Origin of the sequence: Undibacterium sp. TJN25 (assembly GCF_049339885.1) — a bacterium.
Lineage (GTDB): Bacteria > Pseudomonadota > Gammaproteobacteria > Burkholderiales > Burkholderiaceae_D > Undibacterium.
The window spans coordinates 250,298-275,093 of sequence record NZ_JBMPPM010000008.1 but is presented as its reverse complement, the minus strand read 5'-3'; the positions used below and the strand labels follow the sequence as shown (position 1 = coordinate 275,093).

Sequence of the window (24,796 nt, the reverse complement as noted above, 5' to 3'; positions counted from 1 at the left end):
CATACTGCACTGCGCCGCACTTATGGATTCTTCAAAATCTCTCGCGCAATAATCAGTTGCTGCACTTCGCTGGCGCCTTCGTAAATTCTCAATGCGCGAATCTCACGGTACAGCCGCTCCACCGGCATCTCGCTGACGACACCCATGCCGCCAAACATCTGCACCGCAGCGTCAATCACTTGCTGCGCGGTTTCCGTCGCCGTCAGCTTGGCCATCGCCGCCTCTTTCGTTACCCTCTCGCCCTGGTCACGCTGCCAGGCAGCACGATAGGTCAGCAAGGCAGAAGTATCAATACCGGTCGCCATCTGAGCCAGTTTGGCCTGCGTCAACTGAAAGTCGGCCAAGACCTGGCCGAACATCTTGCGCGACGTCGCGCGCTGCAGTGCCTCATCCATCGCGCGCCGCGCGAAGCCCAATGAAGCAGCCGCCACCGAAGTGCGGAACACATCGAGCGTCGCCATCGCTACCTTGAAACCCTGGCCTGCCTCGCCTATGCGGTTCGCAACAGGAATGCGGCAATGATGGAACTTCAGGCGCGCCAGCGGGTGCGGTGCAATCACATTGATACGCTCGGCTATTTCCAGCCCCGTTGCAGACGCATCCACGATGAATGCGGAAATACCCCTGGCTCCGGGCGCCTCGCCGGTGCGCGCAAACAACACATAAAAATCGGCGATGCCGCCGTTGGAAATCCAGGTCTTTTCACCATTCAGTACATAGTGCGCGCCGCCGTCGTCCTGCACCAATTCCGCCGTGCATTGCATTGCCGCCACGTCGGAACCAGCGTCCGGTTCGGATAGCGCAAAGGCAGCAATCAACTCGCCGCGTGCGACCCGGCCCAGGTAGCTATTTTTTTGCGCATCGCTGCCAAACAGGCTGATCGCGCCCGAACCCAGCCCCTGCATGGCAAAGGCAAAATCCGCGAGGCCGGAATGCCGCGCCAGCGTTTCGCGTATCAGGCAGATGGTGCGCGTATCGATGACGTCCTGCGCCCCGCCATAGGCCGTTCCGCCAACCGCGTGCCGGAGCCAGCCGGCCTCGCCCAGCTTGCGCACCAGCTCGCGGCAAGCCTGGTCCACATCGTGCGGATGCTCTTGCGGGATATGTTCAGCGGCCCAGGCATCCAGGTCAGACTCCAGTTCCCCGTGCGATTTGGCAAAAAAGGGCCAGCGCAGATAGCTCTTGTCGGACATAGCCTCAGTCTCCTTCAAATACCGGTTTTTGTTTAGCGGCAAAGGCATGGTAGGCACGGTGGAAATCATTGCTCATCATGCAGATCGCCTGCGCCTGCGCCTCGGCCTCGATCGCTTCATCGACGCCCATATTCCACTCCTGCTGTAGCATCTTCTTGGTCATTCCATGGGCAAAATTCGGTCCTTCTGCCAGATCTTTTGCATAAGCCGTCGCATCTGCCAGCACCTGCTCCGGGCTGCTCAGGCGGTTAAAGAATCCCCAACGCTCGCCTTCCTCGCCGGACATCGCACGCCCGCTATACAGCAAGTCGGCGGCCCGCCCCTGTCCGATGACGCGCGGCAGCAGCGCGCAGGCGCCCATATCGCACCCCGCCAGCCCGACCCGGGTAAACAGGAAAGCCGTCTTGCTGCGCACCGTGCCGAATCGGATGTCGGACGACAATGCCAGTATCGCACCGGCGCCGGCGCAGATGCCGTCTACCGCCGCAATCACCGGCTGTGGACAGGCGCGCATCGCCTTCACCACGTCGCCCGTCATGCGGGTAAACGCCAGCAGGCCGGGCATGTCCAGCCTCGTCAGCGGGCCGATGATGTCATGCACGTCGCCGCCAGAGCAAAAATTGTCACCGGCACCGGTCACCACAATCGCCTTGACGTCATCGGCATAGGCCAGTGCCCGAAACAGCTCGCGCAGTTCCGCATACGACTCAAAGGTGAGAGGATTCTTGCGCTCAGGCCGGTTCAGCGTAATCGTCGCAACGCTGTCATTGACGGTATAGAGGAAGTTTTCCGCCTGATAATCGGCCAGGCTGTTACGGTTGCCGGGGAGCTGCTGTGGCTGGCCGGGAAGGTATTTCATGGTTTCATTCCTCCGCAGTGTGTGCATCACTGACATGGTTCTTAACCTGGGACAGCAAGTCGAACAGGCTGTTTTTTTGGTCCGTTTGCAAGCCGGAAAATACTTCTGCGATCCATCCTTCATGCACCGCAGCCATCCGCTTGAAGGCGCGTCGCCCCGCTGGCGTCAGCTTGACGCTGTAGGCGCGCCTGTCCTTGGCATCGGCCACGCGCACGACCAGTTTTTCCTGCTCCAGCTGGTCGGTAATGCCCGTCACGTTGCCGCCGGTTACCATCATGCGCTTGGACAACTCCCCCATGCGCAAGCCCTCGGGATGCCTTTCCAGCTGTGCCATCAAGTCGAAGCGGGGCAAGGTAACGCCGAATTCATTGCGCAGTCGACCTCGTACCTGGTTTTCTATCAGAACAGTGCAGGACAGCATGCGCAGCCACAGCTTCAGCGACTGGTGATGGTCCTGGGTAAGCCTGGTTTCCAGGTCATAGACCGGCGCAGCGCCCTCTTCCCCGGCATCGGCGCCGACTTCATTTTTCCTGACGACGGAGTTTTTCATTTTTATCCACCCACATTCATATTCATCTTCACATGACTTCGCCGCCGGCGACGGCGACCGACTGTCCGTTCATTGCAGAAGATCCCGGCAGGCATAGCCACAGCACGGCATTGGCGACTTCTTCCGGCCGCACCAGCCGCTTTTGTGGATTGACAGCCGCCAGTTCCGCCTTGGCCTGCTCTTCGCTGCGCCCGGTCTTGGCAGCGATATTGGCAATGGCATCGCGTACGATATCGGTCTCGGTATAACCGGGGCAGACTGCATTGACTGTCACACCTTTGCTTGCCACTTCGAGCGCCAGCGCGCGGGTAAGGCCGATGACACCGTGCTTGGCGGCGCAATACGCCGCCACATACGCATATCCGGTCAAGCCGGCCGTGCTGGCAACATTCACGATGCGCCCCCAGCCAGCCTGCAGCATGCCGGGCAGCACTTGCTGGGTACAATGAAAAGTGCCGCTGAGGTTAACGTCCAGCATTTGCTGCCATAGCTGCGCACCGGTTTTGTGAAACGGCGCCGACTGCGCCTGTCCGGCATTGTTGACCAGGATGTCGATCCGGCCGCGCTGCTGCACAACCTGCGCGAACGCCGCCTGCACCGACTCTGCATCCGCCACGTCGATACCGATGAAATCGACGCTTCCCTTAGGCTGCAATTGTGCAGCGGCTTGTTGCAGTACCGCTTTATCCCGGCCCGCAATTGTCACGCTCGCGCCCTGCTCCAGCAAGGCAGCGGCAATTGCCAGGCCTATGCCTCGGCCACCGCCGGTCACCAGCGCATGCCTGCCCGCCAGCGCAGCAGGGCCCGTTTTAATTTCCATTGTCATCCTTCCAGTAATTTCGCTGCGATCTGCTGCGGCGTCAAGCCGGTGCTGGCTGCGGCAATTTGCCTGTCGCGCGCCAGATTGCGTTCCAGCTGCGCCTTGCCGGCAGCGTACTGCGGCGGCCATTGCATATCTGCATAGCCCAGCCTGGCGGCTTCGTTCAGCGTCCATGCCGGGTTGGCAAGATGCGGCCGGGCAATCGCGCACAGGTCGGCGCGTCCGGCAGCAATGATGCTGTTGGCATGATCTGCCTCATAGATGGAGCCTACCGCAATTGTGGGTATCTGCACTTCGTTGCGGATACGGTCGGCAAACGGCGTCTGGAACATGCGGCCGAATACCGGCCTCTCCTGTTTGCTGACCTGGCCTGATGAGCAGTCGATCATGTCGGCGCCGGCTTGCTTGAACAGCCGTGCGATCTGTACCGCGTCGTCCGGCGTGATGCCGCCTTCCACCCAGTCATGCGCAGAGATGCGTACACTGACCGGCTTTCCAGCCGGCCATACCGCGCGAATTGCGGAAAATATCCGCAGCGGGAAACGGCAGCGATTTTCCAGCGAACCGCCAAAATCATCTTCGCGGCGATTGGTCAGCGGGGAGATAAAACTGGACAACAGATAGCCGTGTGCGCAATGCAGTTCCAGCCAGTCGAAACCGGCTTTAGCTGCTTCCCGAGCTGCATGGACGAAATCCGCCGTAATGCGGTTCATGTCCGCCAGCGTCGCCGCGCGCGCTACCTGCGAAACACCCGGCAGATATTGCTGTTCAGATGCCGATACCAGCGGCCAGTTGCCGCTCTCCAGCGGCAGGTCTATGCCTTCCCAGGCGACACGGGTGGAGCCTTTTGCGCCTGCATGCCCGAGCTGCACGGCAATCTTTGCATCGGTATTGGCGTGCACAAAATCGACGATGCGTTTCCATGCCTGTGTATGTTCGGGCGCGTACAATCCCGGGCAACCCGGCGTAATGCGGGCGTCGGCCGACACGCAGGTCATTTCTGCAAACACCATGCCCGCGCCGCCCATCGCGCGGCTTCCCAGGTGTACCAGGTGATAGTCGCCGGCCACACCGTCTCTGGCGGAGTACTGGGCCATCGGCGATACCACGATGCGATTTTTCAGCACCACATCGCGCAGGCGGAAAGGCGTCAGCATCGGCGGAGCCGCCGTCGCTGCAGAAGCATCCTTTGCGGCAAGCGGCTCGATGGGTGCGGCGGGCGCAACGGGTGCAATACCGGCCTGCGCGTAGGCCCGCCCTGCAATCCAGTGCTCAAAGCTGCGCACATAGGCCGCATCGCGCACGCGCAGGTTCTCATGCGACAGGCGCTGGCTGCGGGTCAGCATCGAATACGCAAACTGGGGCGCTTCCAGCGCGGTATAGCGTTTGACATTTTCAAACCATTCCATCGAATTACGAGCCGCACTCTGGATTTTCAAAACCTCGATCGAGCGCACGTGCTGATAAGCATCCAGCACTGCAAGCATGCCGTCGTCGCCGTGTTTGTCGAAGCTGCGGGCCAGCTCTATCGCATCCTCCAGCGCCAGCTTGGTGCCGGAACCGATGGAAAAATGCGCGGTATGCGCTGCGTCGCCCATCAGCACCACAGGCACCTGCCTGCCGTCAATCGCGTTCCAATGCACCCAGTTCTTGCAGATGATGCGTGGAAACCTGATCCAGTTGGCCGAGCCGCGCAGATGCGTCGCATTGCTCATCAGCGCATGGCCATCCAGGTATTTGGCGAAGACCTTTTCACAGAATGCAACGGCCTGCTGCTGGTCCATTTTATCGATGCCGGCTTTCAGCCACACATCCTCCGGAGTTTCGACGATGAAGGTAGACGTGTCGCCGTCGTACTGGTAGGCGTGTGCCTGGAACCAGCCGAATTCCGTTTCTTCAAACGCAAAGGTAAACGCAGGAAACGGCTTGCGGGTTCCCAGCCATACGAAACGGCACTTGCGGGTATCGATTTCGGGCTGATAGCTGTGCTCGTAACGGCTGCGTATACGGCTGCTCAGCCCGTCGCAGGCGATCACCAGGTCGGCGCCGTATTCTTTCGCCAGCGCCTGATCGTCGCTGACGTCGGTTTCAAATACCAGTTTGACACCCAGCTCCTCGCAGCGCTGCTGCAATATATTCAACAGGCGCTTGCGGCCTATGCCGCAAAAACCGTGGCCGCCGGACGTTACGACCTGCCCCTTGAAATGGGTGTCGATATCGTCCCAGTGGTTGAAAGACTGCAGGATGGCGCGGGCACTATCGTCGTCCGCCTCCGCCAGGTTGCCCAGCGTCTGGTCGGAAAACACCACGCCCCAGCCAAAAGTGTCGTAAGCCCGGTTGCGCTCTACGACCGTAATTTGGTGCGAAGCATGCTGCTTTTTCATTAGCAGCGCAAAATACAGGCCAGCGGGGCCGCCGCCTATGCATAGAATTTTCATCTTTCTCTATTTCCCATCTTCGGCCTGGCGCAGCTTGTAGCGCTGCAGCTTCCCGGTTTCAGTGCGCGGCAAGGACACGCGGAATTCGATTGCGCGCGGGTATTTGTAGGGGGCGATCTTTTCCTTGGTGAATCGTTGCAGCTCCTGCACCATGGTCTCGCCAGCCTGCATGCCGGGTTTTAGTACGACATAGGCCTTGACGATCTGCCCACGCTCTTCATCCGGCCAGCCTATGACTGCGCACTCCGCAACTGCCGCATGAGTAAGCAGCACCTCTTCCACTTCGGGCCCTGCAATGTTGTAGCCGGCAGAAATGATCATGTCGTCGGTGCGCGCGCGGTACCAGAAGTAACCATCTTCATCCATCGCATAGGCATCGCCGGTCAGGTTCCATCCTTCATGCACATAGTTCGCCTGGCGTGCATCGGCCAGGTAACGGCAACCGGTGGGGCCTTTGACGGCAAGGCGGCCCGTTACACCAGGCGGCGCAGGCCGGCCATCATCATCCAGAATGCAGGCCTGGTAGCCGGGAACCACTTTGCCGGTCGCACCTGCCCTGGTCTCATCTCCGGCGGCCGAGATGAAAATATGCAGCATCTCGGTCGACCCTATGCCATCTATCATGGCCAGCCCTGTGGCCTGCTGCCAGGCCAGCCGCGTCGTCGCCGGCAGCGCTTCGCCGGCGGATACCGTCTTTTTCAAGCTGGACAGGTCGGTGTTCGCTACCAACGAAGTCATCTGGCGGTAAAAAGTGGGCGCGGTAAAGCATACGCTGGCGCGGAAGTGCGCAACTGCCTGCAACAAGCTTTCCGGATTCAACCTTTCCAGCAGCACAGCGGTGGCGCCGGCACGCAATGGAAACAGCAGCAGGCCGCCGAGACCGAAAGTAAATGCCAGCGGTGGCGTACCGATAAAAATATCGCTGCCGGATGCGTGCAATACAGAGCGCGGAAAGCAGTCGCAGGCCGCCAGGATATCGCGATGAAAATGCATCGTTCCCTTGGGGGTGCCCGTTGTGCCGGAGGTAAAGGCGATCAGGCACACGTCTTCCGCCGCAGTGTCCACCGCATCGAAATGCGCGGGACGGGATTGCATCAGCGACTCCAGTCCTCCGGCATCTTCCGCCCCGGTATGGAAACAGATTAACTGCTTTAGCACCGGGCAAGCCTCTTTTGCCGTTTGCATGTCTTCTTTTAACGCCGACGAGCATAAGGCTGCAGTCACTTCAGCCTTGTTGATGATGGCGGCCAGTTCCCTGGCGCGCAGCAAAGGCATGGTCGGCACTGCGATGCAGCCAGCCTTGAACACCGCCAGTATGCAGGCCGCCATCATGGGATTATTGGCCCCGCGGAGCAACACCCGGTTGCCGGGCACCAATTTCAGGTCGGCAGTCAGTACATGGGCAATCCGGTTGACCTGCTCCAGTAAAAAAGCATAGCTCCAGCTTTCGTCATAAGTGACGATCGCCATTTTATCCGGATGTTTTTTTACACAGGCGTCCAGCAATTCCACCACACAGTTCAAGCGGCCAGGGTATTGCAATTCCGGCAGGGGAAAGAGCAGATCGGGCCATTGCTCGCGGGGAGGCAAATGGTCGAAGGCAAAGGTATCCAGATGTGCGCTGCCGCTGCGAACAAGTGTGCTCATCTACTCTCCATTCGGATTGCCGACAGCATTTCACCGTCCGCAGGTATGCAGGAATTAAATATACTTTAAACCTAAACTATTCTTAGGTAAAGTAATTTAAACATGCGATGGGCGAAGCACATGAAAAACGGCCAGGAGGCCAGGAGGATATACGCTACAGGAAACGCAGCGAAAGTAAGGCCGGAGAGAAAATGCAGGCATGCCGCGACTGCCGCCCGGGGATCACGGCCAGGTTCCGCGTCCCGAACAGCATGCCGGGACCGGCATGCCCGCTAAAGCGATTAATTTTTTCCGGAATTTTTCCCGGTATTGCTATCAACGCGGACATTGATCGTTGTCGATGCATCCCGGATGCTGTAACCTTCGGGCACCTTGAATAGTGCTGAGCTCGGCTCTCCGCGTTTCAGATTGGCCAGCCGATAGATCAGATCTCCCGTACGCGGATCACTGTGTTTTGAATACACTGTCACCTGCAGCTCAGGTGAATACCAGCTTTCAGATGTGACTGTAATGGGATTTTTATTGCCGACCTGGCCCGCCGGTATCGAATACGAACTCATCTTGCCGTCTGCGCGGACTCCGTCAAAATCACGGCTCCCCAACTCCTTGCGGCTGGTCTTGGAAGAAGCGCCGCCATCGCTGAATGCGTTATAAATAGGCCCAGAGCGCACCATGTCACCGAGGCCGCTGCCGATAGGATTCAGGCCCGGCATGTTCGCTGCCAGCTTGTCCTCGCTGCCGAGGCGGATCACCTTGACGCTGACTTCCTGCTGTGCATCCTTTCTGTCTTTATCCTTATCTTTATTGCGGTCTTTATCACTATCCCGGTTCTTGTTGGCATCCCGGTCGATATCCTCAGTTTTCTCAATATTCCTGACAATAATTTCCTGGCGCAGGCTCTCGTGCTTCAGCGCCAGCGATTTCGCTTTCATTGCCTCCGCGTTGGCTTTTTCCTCTTCCACCTTGCGGGATATCTCCAGGTTCAGGCCCCGCCTGATCGCACTTTTGCTGTCCGGATTAAGCGTATAGCGCGTGCCTTCCACCGGGTCGTTGATGATGACCTGGCGCAGCTCGCCCTTGCTATCGCGTATCTCCTGGCGTGTCCGGCCCATGCCGTCGCGGAAAGACATGGTGCTGGTTTTACTGCCTATCTGGTTTCCATCGGCCAGGTTCTGGATTTTTTCCGAAATGACTTCCGTGCTGTAAGGCGCATTTTTGACTACTTTGCCAAGGGGCAGCAGCGGTGCTGCAGCGTAAGCCTCCGATACCGCTGTGGAAACGATGGTTCTTATCTGCGCAGGGCTCGGCACGTCCGACAAAGCCGCCAGCTGCATAGGCGGCATAGTTGGTATAGGTGGCATATCGAACGTACGCAACTGCAATAATTCAGTCTCTGCCGCACCTGCATGCGATATCCCTGCAACAGCAGCGCCCAGCATCAGCGCCAGCAATCGTTTATGGTTCTTCATAATCTTCTCTCGCTTGTTTTACTACAAATTTTTGCCCGTTTGATCAAGGCGCCAGCCGCATCGCCAGCGGCTGGCCGGACTCGCTCAGCAGCATTTGCGCATGCACCGGCTCGTTGGCCATTTCCGGGGCTACCGGCAAACCCAGCGATGCCAGCCAGCTACCCGGGACATCGGCATCGACCAAGTGCGGTGCAGGCTCTTCGCCTATCCTTTGCAGCGAAGCGATCGCAATGAAGGGCGTTCCCTCATCCTCGTTCAGCAACTGCTTTACCGCCGTCCTGGCCTCCATCGGTGTGCGTACCGGCGAAATCATCATCACAGCCACCAGCGCAGCGGTACCGGAGATTGCCAGCGCGCTGGACATCCAGTGCCGGGATGTGCGGTACCAGGCCAGCCATGCACCGGCCATGCCCGCTACACCGGCTTGCGGCTGTGCCGGCCGCGCTGCCTGCGTAGCATTGAATGCTGCCAATAGGGCGCGCTCCAGGTGATCCGGTGCCTGGACGTCCTGCATCTCCTCGCGTAGCGCGTCAAAACCTACGTCCAGCGCATCGCCTTGCTTACCGGGTTTATCGTCGTTCATGTTTCTTCCTTCCTGCTATGCGGGCGGCCGGATCTAGCGCGCCGCAGATGCGGCGGCACTATCTGGCTCCAGATGCTTCAGCCTTGTCAGCAGCGCCGCTCGGGCACGCGACAGCCGGGAACGCACCGTACCTATATCTATCTGGCAGATCTGTGCAATCTCCAGATAGGACATGTCATGCATCTCATACAGCACCACCACGTCGCGGTAGTGCGGGGCCAGCGCCGCCAGTGCGCGGCGCACCTGCTCGGCCACCTGGCTGGAAAACAGGCGATGCGACGGCTCGTGCTCCTCCGTCGTCGCCTCGTCTATCCATTCAATCTCTTCTTCATCGTCATTGCTGCCGCTTGCGGACGAGGCGACAAAGCGCCTGCCGGCCTCTTCCCGCTTCAGTATCAGGTTGCGCGCGACACCGAACAGGAAGCTTTGCAGGCTGCCGCGCAGCGGATCGAACTTGTACGCATCCGTCAGCAAACCCATGAAGATATCCTGCACAATGTCGGCCGCCGTTTCCGCCGACGCAGAACGCAGCAAGGCGTAGCGGTACAGCGGCGCCTGGTGCTGCCGGTATAGCGTCTGGAACGCGGCCGCATTACCGGCGCGCATTTCCTTCAGCAAGTTGTTATCGTGGAGTGGATTGGCCAGGGACATAATCTCAGCGTGTTTTCTGATATTCCCCTGGCGGAGCGGAAAAGTTCCCGTTTTTTTTGGAATTGACTTGGACAGCCGTGGCCGGGTTGTCCGGCCGCGGTGGAGACAGCTTAATTTGTTGACAGCTTGATACCAAATCCTATCAATGCGATGCCTGCAATGCGGTGCGCAACCCGGGATATCCTGGCATTGTTTTTCAGTTTCGACGTGATCAGGTTCACCAGCAGTACCACTGAAAAGCAGAACAGGATAGTGAGACTGCTGACAGTCAGGCCCATCGCTAGCAGCGTCCATGCGCCATGGTGCTGCTCGGGATTAATAAACAGCGGAAAGAAAGCCATATAAAAAACGATGGCTTTGGGATTCATCAGCGTGATGACGAACAAGCGGCGCAGATGGCGGCTGCCGGCCGCAGGCTCTGCTTCTGCATCAGCCGGTTTGTTTTCTATCTTGGTGCGCAGCAGGCCTATGCCCAGGTAAATAAGGTAGGCCGCGCCGAGATACTGTATCCCCTTGAAAAACGCCGGGTTGGCCTGTAACAGCGCGGCGACGCCTATGCCGGCCAGGAACATATGGACCCAATCTCCACCGACCACACCTAGCGTGGCGGCAAAACCCGCGCGCCGGCCGTCTTTGCCGGCAGAAGCGATAATCCCCAGCAAGCCAGGCCCCGGTATCGCCAAAAACAGCAGTACAGTGACGATAAAAGTACCGTAGTTGATGATTCCAAACATGATGTCTCCGTATAGGGCGATATGCCAATGTTATTTATCAGGATTCCGATGCAGATTCCATGTTACACACGATGGCCGCCTACGCCAATCAAGCTTGCACCATTGACAATATTGTCAATACTTGTCTCCCGTCAACGCGAGCGCCCTGCCAGAAAATCCTACAGTGCCGGTAGGCATCGTCCGATAGTATCGCCCCGGCATCGCTTCTACCATTTGCTTCATGACGATGTACCGCCAACTAATCTCCGGGACAATATTATGAGCATGCCAGGCGCATTAAAAGTAGCGATCCTTGCCACCGACGGCTATGAACAGGCTGAGTTGCTGGAGCCGAAGCAGGCCCTGGAAGATGCCGGCATTGCCGTGCATGTGATCTCCAACAAGGATGGCGTCATCCAGGGCTATCGCGATAGCGACAAGGCAGACACTGTCAGCGTGGACCTGAATTTTTCTCAGGCTCATCCAGAGGACTATGACGCGCTAGTGCTACCGGGCGGCGTCCTCAACAGCGACGCGATACGCCAGCTGCCCGAAGCGCAGATTTTTGTTCGTCAGGTAGAGGCGGCAGGCAAACCGATTGCCGTTATCTGCCACGGCGCATGGTTGATGATCTCGGCCGACGTCATCCGCGGCCGTACGCTGACCAGCTACCCCAGCTTGCGCGACGACATCCGCAATGCCGGCGGCATCTGGCTGGACCAGGATGTCGTGACCGACCGCAACCTTGTTTCCGGCCGCAATCCAGATTCTCTGCCCGCTTTCAACCAGGCGCTGCTGGCGGCAATCCACCATCCCGCCGAACCGGCCCGGTGGGCAAATTGAGGGCACTTCTCCATGCAACTGCACACCGCTTCCGCCAACCGGAAAAATGCGCAGCTTGCGATGCCTGCCAAGGCAATCCGGCAGCTCGCTGAAAAATTTTCGATCGTCAAGAACGACGCCGAACACGCGGCAAAACAGGCAGGCCTGCGCTATGTCAGCGACCAGAGTCCCGGCATCGCGCGCAAGTCCGCCACCCGCCAGGGCAAGGCCGCGTTCCGCTACCTCGACGCCGATGGCAAGCCGGTGCGCGACAAGGACGTTCTCGCACGAATCAAGTCCCTGGTGATACCGCCGGCATGGACCGACGTCTGGATATGCCCATGGGACAACGGCCATATCCAGGTCACCGCCAGGGATGCGCGCAGGCGCAAGCAATACCGTTATCACCAGCAGTGGCGCGAGGTGCGCGATGAGGCCAAGTATGGCCAGTTGCTGCAGTTTGGCCCGGCGCTGCCGCTTATCCGCGAAAGCGTGACAGCGGCGCTGGCAAAACCGGGCCTGTCCCGCGACAAGGTGCTCGCCGCCGTCATCTCCCTGTTGGAAAGCACCAACATACGCATAGGCAATGACGAATATGCGCGCACTAACAAATCCTTCGGCCTGACGACGCTGCAGAACAAGCATGTGCGCGTGAGCGGCACCAGCATTGCGTTTGAGTTTCGCGGCAAGAGCGGTGTCAAGCATGCAATCAGCCTGCGCGATCCGCGCCTGTCCCGCATCATCAAGCGTATGCGAGAACTGCCGGGGCAGGAGCTGTTTCAGTACCTGGATGAGCAAGGGCAGCGGCATGCGCTCAATTCCGCTGACGTCAACGACTACCTGCGCAGCATCACCGGTGAGCACTACACCGCCAAGGATTTCCGTACCTGGTCCGGCACCCTGCTGGCGGCCCGCGCTCTGCTGGAAATCGGGCCTGCGGCGTCGGAGAATGAGGCAAAGAAAAATATCGTCAGGGCAATAGAACAGGTGGCCAAAAAGCTGGGCAATACGCCGGCCGTTTGCCGCAAATGCTACGTGCATCCGGATATTCTGCAAGCCTATAGCGACGGTACGCTGACGGATGAATGGAAGATCTGTTCATCTTCAGAAAAAAACACGCACGTCCTGGCGGAAGACGAAGCCGCGCTACTCGAATTATTGCGCCGGCGGCTGCTGAAACCCCGCGACTAAGCATTGCAGCACAATAAAAGAAAACCGCCTTCTGAATAGAAGGCGGTTTTTCCATATCAGTGGCGCTCAATAATTTTTCAGGGAAAAGCCGCCAGTACCTTGCCGTCCACGTATTCCGGTGCAGACAAAGGATCGAAATCCTGCCAATCACCGTTGACAATCGTACCGTGAGAGCGTTCTATGCGGCTGGCGCTGACGGATTTGAGCAGCGCCACCAGGCTTTCTTCCTGTACGTCGTCGCGCAGCGACACTGCTACCATCATGCCGGACTTCCTGACCGGGACCTCATTTTCGCCGCCCTCTTCATCCTCGTTTTTTTCCTTGGTGGAATTCAGGCTGCCGACCAGCGAACCGATGTGCGCGCCCACCAGGGCACCGAGTACCGGAGCTGCCGGTCCTATTACAGGCGTGCCGGCAGAGCCGACTATGCCGCCCAGCACCGCGCCGCCCGATGCACCCACCACCATACCTTCACTGGTTTCCTTCGCACCCGGCGACTTGTCGCGGTCGCCGCCTATCGGGTAGACACTGTGCTGCCCGGCCGGATTGGCGTAGAAAGCACAAATTCCATCGCGCGAATATCCTTGTGCCACCAGCCTGTCGACAGCCTCGGCGACTTCCTCCTGCAGTTCGAAATGTCCGGCAATAATGGTAGTGGCCATGTTGTACTCCTCGTGTTTGGCAGATGTCGGGATCATGCAGATATGCTCTGGACGCGCATCAGCCGCCCAGTAAATTAAATGATAATTCCCTGCCGTTGCCGTTGGGATAGGACTGCGGGCTGCTGGCATGTAGGAAGAACTGAAACCTGCCTGCTGTCTGCAATATCTCTGCGCATTGCACCTGCGCAAAAAAAACCCGCTGCAGCGGGTTTTTTTTCAAGCAAACCGCAGGCAGGCGGCTAGGACAGCAGTCGTATCAGGCCATCCGGATGCACGCTCCATCCGATAAGGCCGGACAGCCCCATCAATATGCCGAAACCGGTCGGTATCAGCGCCAGCACATACAGCCAGCGCTGATGCGTCAGCGCCGTCACTGCGAGCAGGGAGATGGCAATCGCAATCAGGGCGTCGGACAGGTCGAACTGGTCATCCCTGAAATTGGCAGCATCATAATCCTTCTGGTCCTGGTCGGCCAGGGCTTTCAATTCATCCTTTTTCTTTTCCTGGTCGGTTGCCAGCTTCTCATACTCGCTGATAGCTTGCGCATAGCCATTCTGCTCTCCGGCGGGGCGCGCCGCAGCGGCCAGGCGCAATTGCAGCAATGTGGATTTGGCGACTTCCTCGCGGATGTTGCGCGCCTGGTAAAACGCCCAGTGGTCCAGCTTATTGGCTTGCGCCTGCTGCATGGACTGCACGATGTTGTCATCCTTAACCTTGCAGATGCCCATGAAGGTCGCCAGGATGGCGACAGTAATCGCCACCAGCATGTTCAGGCGCATCGACGCGCGGTCTGCAGTGCGGCCTTCCTCCATTTGTTCCAGTGTTTCAATCGGATCAATTTCCATAGTTTTCCGGCTTTCCAACGATGTGTGATTAATATGCGGCGTATGGGGTTACCACAATTTTGCCACTGGCACGACGATACCGGTAAACAACGACCAGTCCGGCGACGCACTGTTCAAACCTCTTACCACGCCGAAGTCGATGGTCATGCGCTTGCTGGGGCTGTAGGTGAAAGCGCCCAATAGCTGCGCCGTGCTGGCTGCGCCGTTGCGGCGCGTGCCCGACCATTCGAAGTTGGTTCCCCATTGCTCTGCGATCGGCAGCGAGAACGAAGAAGAAAGACCCGTCTGCAGGCTGGATGTGCCGGCATCGACGCCGCCCAGTTTGGTGACATTCAGGTTCAGGTCCATGTGCAGCTTGCCCATGTCCTTGCTGAAAATATTGTTGATCGAATAATCGGCACTACCGCTGCCTATGCTGTCCTTCGCCGTCGGCAGCTTGGCACCGAACTCCAGGCCGAAGGCAGTGGCGTCATCCACCAGGAAAGCCCGCTTCAGCACCAGGCTGCTGTCGCCCAGCCCGCGCGCCCGGCTGCCGCCATCTTCCCTTGAAGAAACGTAGGCCTCGCCGCCGAACAGCAAGCCCCATTGCGGATTAAACGCCAGCTTGAACAGATAAGGCAGGCTATCACGCCTGGTGTCGCCGCTTTTCGATGCGAGGCCGCCCAGTTCAAACTCCAGCTGGCCTTCCTGTGGCAGTTGCGCCGGGCTGGATACGGAAGGCCGGTAGGGCAGCACCGCACCATCGTCATCTGCCAGCGCCGCACCGACGTTGTCACACAGCAACAACATGATGCTTATTTTATAAAATCTCATGAATTTCCCCGTTAAATTGCCTAAAATAAATACCGTATGGCAATATTTTTTTTATTCTGGTTCTGCGCAAAGAATTGTATTCACCCTGGCATTAAAGAGGAAATTTCTTTGCGTAAAAATAGGCTCTTTACGTTAGGCAGCATCAGGAATACCACACATTACCGCTATTGGTTAACGGAAAAATGATTTTGATTAATTTTTTAACATCTGCTTACAAGCCGTTTCAATATGTAGCAAACTTGCAAAATAAATAATGATATGTTTTGGTATGAGGTGCATCAAGAAGCTGAAACATCTCCGTACTGAACAGATCGTTTATATCCATCCATGCCATGAATACCGCCTCCTCCCCCGCTTTCACCGCGACCGATCCGCTCGCCGGCACCCCGCTTATCAAGCCGTTCATTCAGGCAGCGCTGCAAAATTTGCCGAAGGATCACGCGTTTCACTCGGATGTGCGCCAGCTATATGAAGACTTCCGCCAGCTGGCCTACTTTGACCGGTACGGGTCCGTCTGCTTTGCCATGGCTGCGCTGACGGCAAAAATCCTGCGTGCCAGGGGCCATGCCACCGAAGTGAAAGCCTGCCATGCGATTTTCAGCAGCGCCGACGAAGAGTTTTACCTGGGCTACAAAGGCTATGCAGAACCGGGCCAGGTGGAGGGCCATGTAGTGTGTGTCGTCAACGGCAATATCGTGTTGGATTTTGGATTAGGTAACGCGGCTCGCCATTACCGGGAAAATTTCTACAGCGCGATCGCCTGCGTTGCCAGCAACTATGGGCCGGTGCTGGCAACCTCGGAACTCCCCAATGGCATGCGCGCACAATGGCGCACAGACTGGACGGGGCCGGATATCGACGCCGAATTGAAACGGCAGGAACCTTTGCTGCAGCCGCTACTGGCAAATTATGAGAGTTACCGGAAAAATCGCATCGGCTACCTGCTCAAAAAACTTTTCATGGGAACAAAGTCCAAGGGCCTGCTGATATAGGGTATGGGTGAAGTAGTGTAGCGGCGCGCTCGCAAGCGCAGCCTGCCCATCACCTGATTTGGTTTGCGATCTAGTTTGGCTGCCAGTCTCCGGCCAGCTTCCTGGCCTGCGCCACCTGATCCTTGCTCATCCTGGACTCGGCATATTCTCGGTATTCCACCGCATCCTTGTAGTCCCCGGCAAGGATGAACCATTTAAGCGCTTCGACATCATCCTGCTGCATGCCGTTGCCCCTGAAATAGATCAAGCCCAGATAGTGCTGCGAGCTGGCATTGCCTTTCATGGCGGCTTTCTGGAACCAGGTCCGCGCCTCTTCAAAATCCTGTCTGACGCCTATGCCTGTGAAATACATGATGCCCAGGCTGTACTGCGCGTCAGGATAACCCTGGTCTGCCGATTTGCGGTACCAATAGCGCGCTTCGCTGTAATCCTGCTTCACGCCCAGCCCTTTGGCGAACATGCGCCCATAATTCAACTGTGCACGTGCATTGCCCTTGTCGGCGGATTTTTCATACCATTCCAGCGCCTGGTCGTAATCGCGCGCAACGCCTTCACCGTTGACATACATCAGGCCCAGGTTGAACTGCGCATCCGTATTCCCCTTTTCCGCCGCCTTGGTGAATAGCTTCAGCGCACCGGCATAGTCTTTTTTTTCATACAGCTCCACGCCGTCGGAAAAATCGTCGGCCCACGAAGCTGCCGCAGCAAGCAGCATCAAACCAGACAACCACAGTTTTGCCAATTTTTTCATGAGTCACCATTCGTCAAACAAAGCCGGCCAAGGTGACAATGATAAATTGTTTTTGCGGATCGCCACCATATATTACAGGGGCAAAGCGCGCAAAGAAAAAGCCGATGGCAGACATACGGCAAGCAGCAAGCGGCAAGCTCGGCGCCTGTATGCAATCAGGACCGGCGCGCTTGCTGTGCGTGCATGCTCAGCAGCGTAGTCCAGTGACGTAGCAACCTGGCGTCGTCCTGCCCCGGCACGGTCTGGATTAAAGGGGACACGGCCAGTTGCGTCGTGGCAGCCGACATCCCGGTTTCCGTGCCGTAAGCGGCAACATAGGCAACGCTGGCCAGTGAATGGACGCCAAGCGCGGTATAGATGGCAAGATGGTTCATGGTTATTCCCTTCCTCTTTGAACTGGCTGCCGGACTCCCGCAGCGATGACAGAAGTTTAGCGCCCATGCGTGTTCCATTGAATACACGAAGATATCGACGTATTGCCTATTTCTATAAAATTAAAGATGAATTACCTACTAAATAGCCAAATACCTTACCCAATTAAATAAATGAACTTAGTAAAATTGCGAAAGCCTGCCTATTCATATTGATCTATTGCCTAATTCTATTGCCGTCTGGACGGGCAGAAAATGATGGTGTTAAATGGGCGCTGTCACTAACAACATTCATCGCCGGATCATATGGAAAAGGAAACCCGCCAGCAGCGGATGATAGAACTGATGGGCAAGCTCGCGCCGTCCGAGGGGCAGACGCTGTCCGCACTGGAAGGGGTCAAGTTCATGCGGGCCAGCAAATCCCTGCCGCGTACACCGGTGCTGTATGAGCCCAGCGTTGTCATCGTCTGCCAGGGAAGGAAACGAGGTTTCCTTGGCGAGCAATCCTTTATCTACGATGCGCAGCAATTCCTGGTGCTGTCGGTGCCTTTGCCGTTTGAAAGCGAGACCATTGCCAGCCCCGAAGAACCTTTACTGGCGATGTCCATCCGCATCAACCTGGCGGTGGCCGCCGAGATAGTGCTGTCACTGGACGAATCCCATCACCAGCCCCAGGCTTTGCCTGTCGGCATGTGCGCCACGCCGCTGGACAACAAACTGGGTGACGCCGTGCTGCGCCTGCTGGAAACGCTGACGTCTCCCACAGACACCCGCATCCTGGGCAGCGCCATCATGCGCGAGATCTATTTCCGCGTACTCACTGGCGAGCAGGGCCCCGCGATACGCGCCGCGCTGACGCACCAAAGCCATTTCGGCAAAATCAGCAAGGCGCTGCGCCGCATCCATACCAATTATGCGGATGGCCTGGATGTCGACACGCTGGCGACGGAAGCCGGCATGAGCGTTGCCGCCTTCCACGCCAACTTCAAAGGCGTGACGACGACATCCCCCATGCAGTACCTGAAAACCACACGCCTGCACAAAGCACGGCTGCTGATGATACAGGACGGCCTCAGCGCCGCCACCGCCGCGGGCCGCGTCGGTTACGAAAGCACGTCGCAATTCAGCCGCGAATTCAAGCGCTTCTTCGGCCGCACGCCGGTGGAAGAAGCCAATCAGATGAAAAATATGCTGGTTGAAATACCGGCAGAGAACAGCTCCAGATATGTAACGGTGCAGTGATCTCCTGACGCGCTCCGGGCGGCAATCAACAGGCCGCACCGGTAGCGCTGAAACGGCTCAGTTGTCCGCATCCCAGGGCGGGACATCCCGGAACTCTTCCACCAGAAAATCGATCATCACCCTGACCTTGGCGCTGAGATGCCGCCGGCTCGGGTACATCGCCAGCACATCGATGTCCGGCAAGCGGAAGCCTGGCAGCAACTGCACCAGCCGCCCTGCCTGCAAATCTTGTCCCACGATGAAGCTGGGCTGCCAGATGACGCCAGCACCGGCCAGCGCCGCAGAGCGCGCGGTATCGCCGTTATTGGTGCGCATAGAATACGGCACTTTCACCGGATGGGAATGCCCTTTCTCATCCAGGAAATTCCATTCATCGGCAGTGGGCGAATAGCTGTACACGATGCAGTTGTGGCCGGCAAGATCGGCCGGCACCGACGGCGCGCCGTGCTTGCGGATGTAGTCCGGCGACGCGCAGACGATATTGTGCGACGTCGCCAGCTTGCGCGCCGCGTGTGCGGTGGAGCCGACGCGGGAAATCCGGATCGCCAGGTCGTAGCCCTCTTCCACAATGTCCACGACGCGGTCGATCAATGCAATGTCCAGTTCCACCTCGGGATACGCAGCCTTGAATTTGGGCCACAAGGGCGCCAGGTGCAGCACGCCAAAGCTGAGCGGCGCGTTGATGCGTAGCAGGCCGCGCGGCTGCATCGCCGCAGAAGAGGCAATCGCCTCCACCTCCACCATTTCTTCAACGATGGATTTGGCCCTTTCATATAGCGCTTCTCCGCTCTCGGTGAGCGACATCTTGCGCGAGCTACGGTTCAGCAGGCGCGTGCCGAGATGCGATTCCAGGTCGCTGATAATACGGGTCACATTGGCGGGCGAGGTCTCCAGCGCATCGGCCGCGCGGGCAAAGCCGTTCTTGCGCACCACTTCGACAAACACTTCCATTGCACGCAGGCGATCCATGCAGGTCTCCGGTATTGATTCACCATTTATGAAGTTGGGTCGCTGAATACTTATTTCCAGCTGCCTCGAACCCCATCATAGAGGGAAATAGTGGCGCTGAGAATCAAAATCGGTATATTGGCGATGATTCCGGGGCTGGCATTGTTGCCATAACGATGATTTTCGGCAATATCGGCATCAACAAATTCACAAATCCTAAACGATCCATGCAGCGTTTCGGCATTGTTGACGGGCTCGCCTGCTCATATAGTGAATGCACAGACGAACACACATCTGCCTCAGCAATCTCACCACACATTAATGGAGCTCATCATGAAACGTTTCGACAATAAAACAGTCCTGGTCACCGGCGGCAACAGCGGCATCGGTTTTGCAACCGCCCTGGAATTCGCCAAACAAGGCGCCAGGGTCATCATCACCGGCCGCGACCAGGCAACGCTGGATACGGCCAAGGCGCAACTTGGCGAAAACGCCATCGCATTGCGCAACGACGCAGGCGACATCAAGGCATCCAAAGAACTGGCACAGACACTCGCTGCACAAGGCATTACGCTGGATGCTGCATTCTTCAATGCCGGCGTCGCCAAATTCGGCCCTCTGGATGCCATTGATGAAAACCTGTGGGACCAGACTTTCAACGTCAACGTCAAAGGCACCTTCTTTACGATACAGGCGCTGACACCCTTGTTCAACAGCGGCGCGGCCATTGTCCTGAACGGTTCCATCAATGCCCATATCGGCATGCCGTCATCCAGCGTATATGCCGCCAGCAAGGCCGCGCTGATTTCTTTCGCCAAGACCCTGTCGGCGGAACTGCTGCCACGCGGCGTGCGTGTCAATGTCGTCAGCCCCGGCCCCATTGCCACGCCACTCTATGGCCGCCTCGGCATCCCTGCCGACCAGCTGAACGAACTTGCCTCCGATATACAGTCGCAAGTCCCGCTGAAACGCTTCGGCACGCCCGAAGAAGTCGCCAGCGCCGTGCTGTACCTGTCTTCGCCCGACTCTGCGTTCGTCGTCGGCACTGAACTGATCATGGACGGCGGCATGAGCCAGCTGTGATCGTTGTTTGACACTGATCCCACCCGCGGCAAAGCCGCGGGCATACCGATAAAGGAATTCATCATGAACAGCACTACCAGCGTAGCCATTGTCTACCATAGCGGCTACGGCCATACCGCCAAGCAGGCCGAAGCGGTTGCACGCGGCGCCGCCAGCATCAACGGCATAGAAAGCATCCTGATCAGCGTTGACGATATCGACCAGTACTGGGACAAACTGGAAACCGTTGATGCCATCATCTTCGGTGCGCCAACTTATATGGGCAGCGCCTCAGCCAAATTCAAAGGCTTTATGGAAGCCACTTCCGGCAAGGTTTTTGCAAAAGGCGGAAAATGGGCGAACAAGATTGCCGCCGGCTTTACCAACGCAGCGTCGCGCTCCGGCGACAAGCTGGCCGTACTGCAGCAGTTTTCCATCTTTGCGGCACAGCACGGCATGCACTGGGTCAACCTCGGTCTGCCACCGGGCCACAATAACTCGAAGAGCACTGAAGACAGCCTGAATCGCCATGGCTTCTTCCTGGGCGCCGCTGCACAGTCCAACGCCGATGAAAGCGCAGACGACGCAGCCACCAGTGCCGACCTGAAAACTTCGGAACATCTCGGTGCACGCGTAGCCAGGGTAGCCCTGCAAATGGCCGCCGGGCGCCACGCCGTCGCCTGACAGTCCACCCGACCATAGCAGCCCGCGCCCCCTAGGGGGCGGGCACGCAAGCAAGACCCGATTATCGATTCTGGAGCCCGACATGGGATTATTAGTAGAAGGAAAATGGCGCAACGACTGGTACGATACCAAATCGACCGGCGGTGCATTCGTGCGCAAGGCCTCCAGTTTTCGCAATTGGGTGACAGCCGACGGCAGCGCCGGTCCCAGTGGCATGGCAGGCTACAAGGCCGAAGCCGGACGCTATCATTTGTATGTGTCGCTGGCCTGCCCCTGGGCTCACCGGGCACTGATTTTCCGCAAGCTCAAGGGGCTGGAAGACATGATTTCCGTCTCCGTCGTCCATTCCTTCATGGGCAGCGAAGGCTGGACCTTCGATGACGGTCCCGATGTCATTCCCGACACCGTCAACCATGCCGCCCGGCTGCACCAGGTATATACGCTGGCGGACCCGTACTACACAGGCCGCGTCACCGTGCCGGTGCTGTGGGATAAAAAGACCGGCACCATCGTCAACAATGAATCTTCGGAAATCATCCGCATGCTCAATAGCGCATTCGACGGCATAGGCGCCTCCGCAGGAGACTACTATCCGCAAGCGCTGCGCCGCGAAATAGATGCCATCAACGACTACATCTACCCCAACGTCAATAATGGCGTGTACCGCGCCGGCTTTGCAACAACGCAGCACGCATATGACGAAGCCGTCCGCGACGTATTCGCCGCACTGGACACGCTGGAGCAGCGTCTGGCCGGCCAACGCTACCTGGCAGGCAATACGCTGACCGAAGCCGACTGGCGCCTGTTCACCACGCTGATACGTTTTGATGCCGTGTATGTTGGCCACTTCAAGTGCAGCGTGCGCCGCATTGCCGACTATGAACACCTGTGGGCTTATGTGCGCGATCTGTACCAGCACCCCGGCATTGCCGCCACGGTCAACATCGACAATATCAAGGCGCATTACTACGGCAGCCATGGTTCGATCAATCCTACTGGCATCATCCCGGCAGGGCCCGCGCTTGACCTCACGGCGCCACACGGAAGAGAACGTTTTCCGGCCTGATTATCAAATTGAAAGCAAACAATGTCTGACACCATTTCTTTTATCGTCCACCTGCCGTCCCGGCCTGAAGTACGCGAACGCATGCGAAAAATGACTTTCGACGTGCTCGATGCAATGTCCGCGGAACCCGATTTCATCAACACCTGGGTGCACGAAGACCTGAACGACCCCGATACCCTGGTCATCTATGAAAACTGGGCGTGCAGCCGCGACTATTTCCTGGAGCACCACCTGAACAAACCCTACAGGCAGGCATTTGAAGCCGCACTGCCGGAGCTGCTGTCGCATGAACGCAGGATAGAATTCCTGAAAGGGATACGCTCTTATCCGGGCCGCCTGCTGTCCTCTTGACGTGTATCCAGCATGGGGTGCCGGATGCCGGATGCCGGACGCAGCGCCCCATGCTTGACCGGCGGTTAAATGTCGCCTTCCCCGTCTTGGGGTGCTTTCAGCAACCTGTGCGCCAACTCCGCCAGCAAGGCATGCGGCGCCCTCCCCTGCGATGCATGCTGCATCACCAGCCCCAGGCCTAGCGATAACTCCTTGCCTTCACGCAGCTTGCGATAGGCGACGCCGGACATTTTCAGCGACGTAAAAGACTGCGGCAGCAGCGCGATGCCCCTGCCGGCAGCAACGTCGCCCAGCAGCACGTGGTGGTCTTGCGGCTCCCGCACAAAATGCGGCGCGAATCCATGCTCGCGGAATATCGCGTGGCAATGGTCAAAAAAAGCCGGCTGTCGTGCGCGCTCAAACCAATAGACGGACTCGGTGCCCAAATCCACCAGCGCCAGGCTGCGCCGGCGCGCCATCGGATGGCTGCTTTGCAGCGCTGCCATCATATCCTGTTGCAGCAGCGGCTGCACTGCCAGTTCATAGGTATTGGTCGGCAAGGCAATCACGGCGGCATCCAGCCGGCTGGCGCGCAGGCCGGCCACCAGCCGCGGCGACGATGCAAAACTCAGTTCCAGCGCAGCACCACCCAGCGCCGCCTGCAACGCTGCGGTAAAGGCAGAAAACATGCCGATTTCCACCGATGTCGTCAGGCCCAGCCTTAACCGCGTGCCCGCCTGATGGCGAGCCACCGACACTTCCGCCTCCTGCAGCAGACCAAGTATCTGCTGTGCCCTGGGCAGCAGATCTGCGCCCGCTGCCGTCAGCGCAACGCGCTGCGTATCGCGCTCGAACAGTTGCACGCCCAGGCGCTGCTCCAACAGTTTGATGGCACGGCTCAGCGGCGGCTGCGACATGTGCAACTGCTCCGCTGCCTGCCGAAAATTCAGGCTCAGTGCAACGGCGACAAACATCTGCAAGGCATTGGTGTCAAGCTTCCTCATACCAAAAAGGTATCACGAAATTGGTCATTCCACAAGAAATCGGCGACGGCTACACTGCTGTTACTCCCTGCATCGCCAGGGCAATGCAAAGAAAGGGTTTTATGGAAAAGCGCGATATAGGCCAAAGCGGCATGCAAGTATCGGCACTGGGTCTCGGCTGCATGGGCATGTCGGAATTCTACGGACAGACCGACGATCATGCCTCGATGGCGACACTGGAGGCGGCTTACGATGCCGGTGTCACCTTGTTCGATACTGCGGATGCCTACGGCATAGGCCACAATGAAGAACTGCTGGGACGCTTCCTGAAAGGCAGGCGCAATGAGGTCCGCATCGCAACCAAGTTTGGGCTGGTCAGGACGCCTGGCTCCTATGAGCGCCGCATCGACAACAGCCCTGCCTATATTGCCGCTGCCTGCGAGGCCTCGCTGAAACGGCTGGGTGTTGATACGATAGACCTGTACTACATGCACAGGATAAATCCGCAAACCCCGCTGGAAGAATCGATGGAAGCGCTGGTTAAACTGGTCGAGCAAGGCAAGATCCGGGCAATCGGTTTATGCGAGGTGTCTCCCGCCACGCTGCTGCGCGCGGCGCGCATACATCCCATTGCCGCACTGCAGAGCGAATACTCGCTGTGGACACGCGATCCGGAAGCGGGTGCGCTGGCGGCCTGCCGCAGCATCGGGGCCTCCTTCTTTGCCTATAGCCCTCTGGGCCGCGGCTTCCTGACCGGCAAGGTCACGGATACCGCATCGCTGGACGACAAGGATTTCCGCAGTTTCAACCCGCGCTTTGCCGCGGACAACATGCTGCATAACCAGCGCATCGTTGATATCGTCAAAGCTATCGCAGCTGAAAAGGCCTGTTCGCCGGCCCAGCTGGCGCTGGCGTGGCTGCTGGCCCAAGGGAAAGACATCATCCCCATCCCCGGCACCAAGCGTACGCAATACCTGCGGGAAAATCTGGGCGCATTGCAGGTGACACTCAGCGCAGGGGACCTCGAGCGCATTTCAGCAGTGCTGCCTGCAGGCATTGCCGCTGGCGACCGCTACAGCACAGAGGGAATGAAGGGCTTGAATGCCTGAAG

At 58.1% G+C, this 24,796-nt stretch carries 26 protein-coding genes; 9 read left to right on the top strand and 17 right to left on the bottom strand.

From position 1 onward, the window contains the following. Window positions 1-20: 20 nt before the first annotated feature. From ACO0LO_RS20860 to ACO0LO_RS20815, 10 genes are all read right to left on the bottom strand, one after another. On the bottom strand, window positions 21-1,193 hold the full coding sequence (locus ACO0LO_RS20860; protein ID WP_422966994.1) for an acyl-CoA dehydrogenase family protein: 1,173 nt from the start codon (window positions 1,191-1,193) through the stop codon (window positions 21-23). 4 nt (window positions 1,194-1,197) lie between these two features. Beyond that, window positions 1,198-2,052 (bottom strand): enoyl-CoA hydratase family protein, encoded by an 855-nt coding sequence (locus tag ACO0LO_RS20855; RefSeq protein ID WP_422966992.1) that lies wholly within the window; start codon window positions 2,050-2,052, stop codon window positions 1,198-1,200. A 4-nt stretch (window positions 2,053-2,056) separates the two neighbouring features. After that, window positions 2,057-2,602 (bottom strand): MarR family winged helix-turn-helix transcriptional regulator, encoded by a 546-nt coding sequence (locus tag ACO0LO_RS20850; protein WP_422966990.1) that lies wholly within the window; start codon window positions 2,600-2,602, stop codon window positions 2,057-2,059. A 28-nt stretch (window positions 2,603-2,630) separates the two neighbouring features. Then, a complete protein-coding gene (locus tag ACO0LO_RS20845) occupies window positions 2,631-3,422 on the bottom strand; it encodes an SDR family NAD(P)-dependent oxidoreductase (protein WP_422966988.1) in 792 nt (263 codons plus the stop codon). A gap of 2 nt (window positions 3,423-3,424) precedes the next feature. Continuing rightward, on the bottom strand, window positions 3,425-5,860 hold the full coding sequence (locus ACO0LO_RS20840) for a bifunctional salicylyl-CoA 5-hydroxylase/oxidoreductase (protein ID WP_422966986.1): 2,436 nt from the start codon (window positions 5,858-5,860) through the stop codon (window positions 3,425-3,427). A gap of 6 nt (window positions 5,861-5,866) precedes the next feature. Then, window positions 5,867-7,507, bottom strand: coding sequence for an AMP-binding protein (locus tag ACO0LO_RS20835; RefSeq protein ID WP_422966984.1), 1,641 nt, complete (start codon window positions 7,505-7,507; stop codon window positions 5,867-5,869). A gap of 281 nt (window positions 7,508-7,788) precedes the next feature. Then, window positions 7,789-8,976 carry a hypothetical protein gene (locus tag ACO0LO_RS20830; RefSeq protein ID WP_422966982.1) on the bottom strand — a complete coding sequence of 396 codons (1,188 nt, stop codon included), beginning with the start codon at window positions 8,974-8,976 and terminating at the stop codon, window positions 7,789-7,791. 43 nt (window positions 8,977-9,019) lie between these two features. Beyond that, the gene (locus ACO0LO_RS20825; RefSeq protein ID WP_422966980.1) at window positions 9,020-9,559 is read right to left on the bottom strand and encodes a hypothetical protein; all 540 of its coding nucleotides are present in this window, start codon (window positions 9,557-9,559) and stop codon (window positions 9,020-9,022) included. 33 nt (window positions 9,560-9,592) lie between these two features. Further along, window positions 9,593-10,210: an RNA polymerase sigma factor gene (locus ACO0LO_RS20820; RefSeq protein WP_422966978.1), complete on the bottom strand. Its 618-nt coding sequence runs from the start codon at window positions 10,208-10,210 to the stop codon at window positions 9,593-9,595. Window positions 10,211-10,320: 110 nt separating this feature from the next. Beyond that, window positions 10,321-10,944 carry a LysE family transporter gene (locus ACO0LO_RS20815; protein WP_422966977.1) on the bottom strand — a complete coding sequence of 208 codons (624 nt, stop codon included), beginning with the start codon at window positions 10,942-10,944 and terminating at the stop codon, window positions 10,321-10,323. A gap of 258 nt (window positions 10,945-11,202) precedes the next feature. Here ACO0LO_RS20815 and ACO0LO_RS20810 point away from each other — a divergent pair, with 258 nt between their 5' ends. After that, window positions 11,203-11,766: a type 1 glutamine amidotransferase domain-containing protein gene (locus ACO0LO_RS20810; protein ID WP_422966975.1), complete on the top strand. Its 564-nt coding sequence runs from the start codon at window positions 11,203-11,205 to the stop codon at window positions 11,764-11,766. A 12-nt stretch (window positions 11,767-11,778) separates the two neighbouring features. Further along, window positions 11,779-12,936, top strand: a complete 1,158-nt coding sequence (locus ACO0LO_RS20805) for a DNA topoisomerase IB (protein ID WP_422966974.1) — start codon at window positions 11,779-11,781, stop codon at window positions 12,934-12,936. Window positions 12,937-13,013: 77 nt separating this feature from the next. On the opposite strand, the gene ACO0LO_RS20800 is transcribed toward ACO0LO_RS20805, so the two are convergent. From ACO0LO_RS20800 to ACO0LO_RS20790, 3 genes are all read right to left on the bottom strand, one after another. After that, window positions 13,014-13,598 carry a hypothetical protein gene (locus ACO0LO_RS20800; protein WP_422966973.1) on the bottom strand — a complete coding sequence of 195 codons (585 nt, stop codon included), beginning with the start codon at window positions 13,596-13,598 and terminating at the stop codon, window positions 13,014-13,016. 239 nt (window positions 13,599-13,837) lie between these two features. Further along, the gene (locus ACO0LO_RS20795; RefSeq protein WP_422966971.1) at window positions 13,838-14,443 is read right to left on the bottom strand and encodes a DUF4337 domain-containing protein; all 606 of its coding nucleotides are present in this window, start codon (window positions 14,441-14,443) and stop codon (window positions 13,838-13,840) included. 48 nt (window positions 14,444-14,491) lie between these two features. Next, window positions 14,492-15,256, bottom strand: a complete 765-nt coding sequence (locus ACO0LO_RS20790) for a transporter (protein WP_422966969.1) — start codon at window positions 15,254-15,256, stop codon at window positions 14,492-14,494. Window positions 15,257-15,588: 332 nt separating this feature from the next. Here ACO0LO_RS20790 and ACO0LO_RS20785 point away from each other — a divergent pair, with 332 nt between their 5' ends. After that, on the top strand, window positions 15,589-16,248 hold the full coding sequence (locus ACO0LO_RS20785; RefSeq protein WP_422966967.1) for a hypothetical protein: 660 nt from the start codon (window positions 15,589-15,591) through the stop codon (window positions 16,246-16,248). Window positions 16,249-16,318: 70 nt separating this feature from the next. Here ACO0LO_RS20785 and ACO0LO_RS20780 read toward each other — a convergent pair whose 3' ends face one another. Both ACO0LO_RS20780 and ACO0LO_RS20775 read right to left on the bottom strand, forming a co-directional pair. Beyond that, window positions 16,319-16,999: a tetratricopeptide repeat protein gene (locus ACO0LO_RS20780; protein ID WP_422966965.1), complete on the bottom strand. Its 681-nt coding sequence runs from the start codon at window positions 16,997-16,999 to the stop codon at window positions 16,319-16,321. A 155-nt stretch (window positions 17,000-17,154) separates the two neighbouring features. After that, window positions 17,155-17,373 carry a hypothetical protein gene (locus ACO0LO_RS20775; RefSeq protein WP_422966963.1) on the bottom strand — a complete coding sequence of 73 codons (219 nt, stop codon included), beginning with the start codon at window positions 17,371-17,373 and terminating at the stop codon, window positions 17,155-17,157. Window positions 17,374-17,676: 303 nt separating this feature from the next. Here ACO0LO_RS20775 and ACO0LO_RS20770 point away from each other — a divergent pair, with 303 nt between their 5' ends. Continuing rightward, the gene (locus ACO0LO_RS20770; RefSeq protein WP_422966961.1) at window positions 17,677-18,612 is read left to right on the top strand and encodes an AraC family transcriptional regulator N-terminal domain-containing protein; all 936 of its coding nucleotides are present in this window, start codon (window positions 17,677-17,679) and stop codon (window positions 18,610-18,612) included. Window positions 18,613-18,669: 57 nt separating this feature from the next. Here the strand turns inward: ACO0LO_RS20770 and ACO0LO_RS20765 are convergent, their stop codons facing one another. Beyond that, entirely contained in the window at window positions 18,670-19,581 is a 912-nt protein-coding gene (locus tag ACO0LO_RS20765) for a LysR family transcriptional regulator (protein ID WP_422966959.1), read from the bottom strand. Window positions 19,582-19,893: 312 nt separating this feature from the next. On the opposite strand from ACO0LO_RS20765, the gene ACO0LO_RS20760 reads away from it, so the two are divergent. From ACO0LO_RS20760 to ACO0LO_RS20745, 4 genes are all read left to right on the top strand, one after another. Continuing rightward, complete coding sequence (locus tag ACO0LO_RS20760) at window positions 19,894-20,643, top strand: SDR family oxidoreductase (RefSeq protein ID WP_422966958.1); 750 nt, start codon at window positions 19,894-19,896, stop codon at window positions 20,641-20,643. A 63-nt stretch (window positions 20,644-20,706) separates the two neighbouring features. Then, window positions 20,707-21,306, top strand: a complete 600-nt coding sequence (locus ACO0LO_RS20755; protein WP_422966956.1) for a flavodoxin family protein — start codon at window positions 20,707-20,709, stop codon at window positions 21,304-21,306. 82 nt (window positions 21,307-21,388) lie between these two features. After that, on the top strand, window positions 21,389-22,372 hold the full coding sequence (locus ACO0LO_RS20750) for a glutathione S-transferase family protein (RefSeq protein ID WP_422966954.1): 984 nt from the start codon (window positions 21,389-21,391) through the stop codon (window positions 22,370-22,372). Between the two features lie 21 nt (window positions 22,373-22,393). Then, window positions 22,394-22,723 (top strand): putative quinol monooxygenase, encoded by a 330-nt coding sequence (locus ACO0LO_RS20745; protein WP_422966953.1) that lies wholly within the window; start codon window positions 22,394-22,396, stop codon window positions 22,721-22,723. A 65-nt stretch (window positions 22,724-22,788) separates the two neighbouring features. Here the strand turns inward: ACO0LO_RS20745 and ACO0LO_RS20740 are convergent, their stop codons facing one another. Continuing rightward, entirely contained in the window at window positions 22,789-23,706 is a 918-nt protein-coding gene (locus ACO0LO_RS20740) for a LysR family transcriptional regulator (RefSeq protein WP_422966951.1), read from the bottom strand. Window positions 23,707-23,807: 101 nt separating this feature from the next. Here ACO0LO_RS20740 and ACO0LO_RS20735 point away from each other — a divergent pair, with 101 nt between their 5' ends. Then, the gene (locus ACO0LO_RS20735; RefSeq protein ID WP_422966950.1) at window positions 23,808-24,794 is read left to right on the top strand and encodes an aldo/keto reductase; all 987 of its coding nucleotides are present in this window, start codon (window positions 23,808-23,810) and stop codon (window positions 24,792-24,794) included. The last annotated feature ends 2 nt before the right edge of the window (window positions 24,795-24,796 follow it).

What these genes read in the sequence shown, in the direction of transcription:
- ACO0LO_RS20795 (WP_422966971.1), bottom strand. Translation starts at nt 14,443, where the DNA reads ATGGAAATTGATCCGATTGAAACACTGGAACAAATGGAGGAAGGCCGC.
- ACO0LO_RS20820 (WP_422966978.1), bottom strand. Translation starts at nt 10,210, where the DNA reads ATGTCCCTGGCCAATCCACTCCACGATAACAACTTGCTGAAGGAAATG.
- ACO0LO_RS20760 (WP_422966958.1), top strand. Translation starts at nt 19,894, where the DNA reads ATGAAACGTTTCGACAATAAAACAGTCCTGGTCACCGGCGGCAACAGC.
- ACO0LO_RS20735 (WP_422966950.1), top strand. Translation starts at nt 23,808, where the DNA reads ATGGAAAAGCGCGATATAGGCCAAAGCGGCATGCAAGTATCGGCACTG.
- ACO0LO_RS20860 (WP_422966994.1), bottom strand. Translation starts at nt 1,193, where the DNA reads ATGTCCGACAAGAGCTATCTGCGCTGGCCCTTTTTTGCCAAATCGCAC.
- ACO0LO_RS20785 (WP_422966967.1), top strand. Translation starts at nt 15,589, where the DNA reads ATGAATACCGCCTCCTCCCCCGCTTTCACCGCGACCGATCCGCTCGCC.
- ACO0LO_RS20765 (WP_422966959.1), bottom strand. Translation starts at nt 19,581, where the DNA reads ATGGATCGCCTGCGTGCAATGGAAGTGTTTGTCGAAGTGGTGCGCAAG.
- ACO0LO_RS20855 (WP_422966992.1), bottom strand. Translation starts at nt 2,052, where the DNA reads ATGAAATACCTTCCCGGCCAGCCACAGCAGCTCCCCGGCAACCGTAAC.
- ACO0LO_RS20800 (WP_422966973.1), bottom strand. Translation starts at nt 13,598, where the DNA reads ATGGCCACTACCATTATTGCCGGACATTTCGAACTGCAGGAGGAAGTC.
- ACO0LO_RS20790 (WP_422966969.1), bottom strand. Translation starts at nt 15,256, where the DNA reads ATGAGATTTTATAAAATAAGCATCATGTTGTTGCTGTGTGACAACGTC.
- ACO0LO_RS20770 (WP_422966961.1), top strand. Translation starts at nt 17,677, where the DNA reads ATGGAAAAGGAAACCCGCCAGCAGCGGATGATAGAACTGATGGGCAAG.
- ACO0LO_RS20740 (WP_422966951.1), bottom strand. Translation starts at nt 23,706, where the DNA reads ATGAGGAAGCTTGACACCAATGCCTTGCAGATGTTTGTCGCCGTTGCA.
- ACO0LO_RS20840 (WP_422966986.1), bottom strand. Translation starts at nt 5,860, where the DNA reads ATGAAAATTCTATGCATAGGCGGCGGCCCCGCTGGCCTGTATTTTGCG.
- ACO0LO_RS20750 (WP_422966954.1), top strand. Translation starts at nt 21,389, where the DNA reads ATGGGATTATTAGTAGAAGGAAAATGGCGCAACGACTGGTACGATACC.
- ACO0LO_RS20830 (WP_422966982.1), bottom strand. Translation starts at nt 8,976, where the DNA reads ATGAAGAACCATAAACGATTGCTGGCGCTGATGCTGGGCGCTGCTGTT.
- ACO0LO_RS20850 (WP_422966990.1), bottom strand. Translation starts at nt 2,602, where the DNA reads ATGAAAAACTCCGTCGTCAGGAAAAATGAAGTCGGCGCCGATGCCGGG.
- ACO0LO_RS20825 (WP_422966980.1), bottom strand. Translation starts at nt 9,559, where the DNA reads ATGAACGACGATAAACCCGGTAAGCAAGGCGATGCGCTGGACGTAGGT.
- ACO0LO_RS20810 (WP_422966975.1), top strand. Translation starts at nt 11,203, where the DNA reads ATGAGCATGCCAGGCGCATTAAAAGTAGCGATCCTTGCCACCGACGGC.
- ACO0LO_RS20775 (WP_422966963.1), bottom strand. Translation starts at nt 17,373, where the DNA reads ATGAACCATCTTGCCATCTATACCGCGCTTGGCGTCCATTCACTGGCC.
- ACO0LO_RS20805 (WP_422966974.1), top strand. Translation starts at nt 11,779, where the DNA reads ATGCAACTGCACACCGCTTCCGCCAACCGGAAAAATGCGCAGCTTGCG.
- ACO0LO_RS20835 (WP_422966984.1), bottom strand. Translation starts at nt 7,507, where the DNA reads ATGAGCACACTTGTTCGCAGCGGCAGCGCACATCTGGATACCTTTGCC.
- ACO0LO_RS20780 (WP_422966965.1), bottom strand. Translation starts at nt 16,999, where the DNA reads ATGAAAAAATTGGCAAAACTGTGGTTGTCTGGTTTGATGCTGCTTGCT.
- ACO0LO_RS20745 (WP_422966953.1), top strand. Translation starts at nt 22,394, where the DNA reads ATGTCTGACACCATTTCTTTTATCGTCCACCTGCCGTCCCGGCCTGAA.
- ACO0LO_RS20845 (WP_422966988.1), bottom strand. Translation starts at nt 3,422, where the DNA reads ATGGAAATTAAAACGGGCCCTGCTGCGCTGGCGGGCAGGCATGCGCTG.
- ACO0LO_RS20815 (WP_422966977.1), bottom strand. Translation starts at nt 10,944, where the DNA reads ATGTTTGGAATCATCAACTACGGTACTTTTATCGTCACTGTACTGCTG.
- ACO0LO_RS20755 (WP_422966956.1), top strand. Translation starts at nt 20,707, where the DNA reads ATGAACAGCACTACCAGCGTAGCCATTGTCTACCATAGCGGCTACGGC.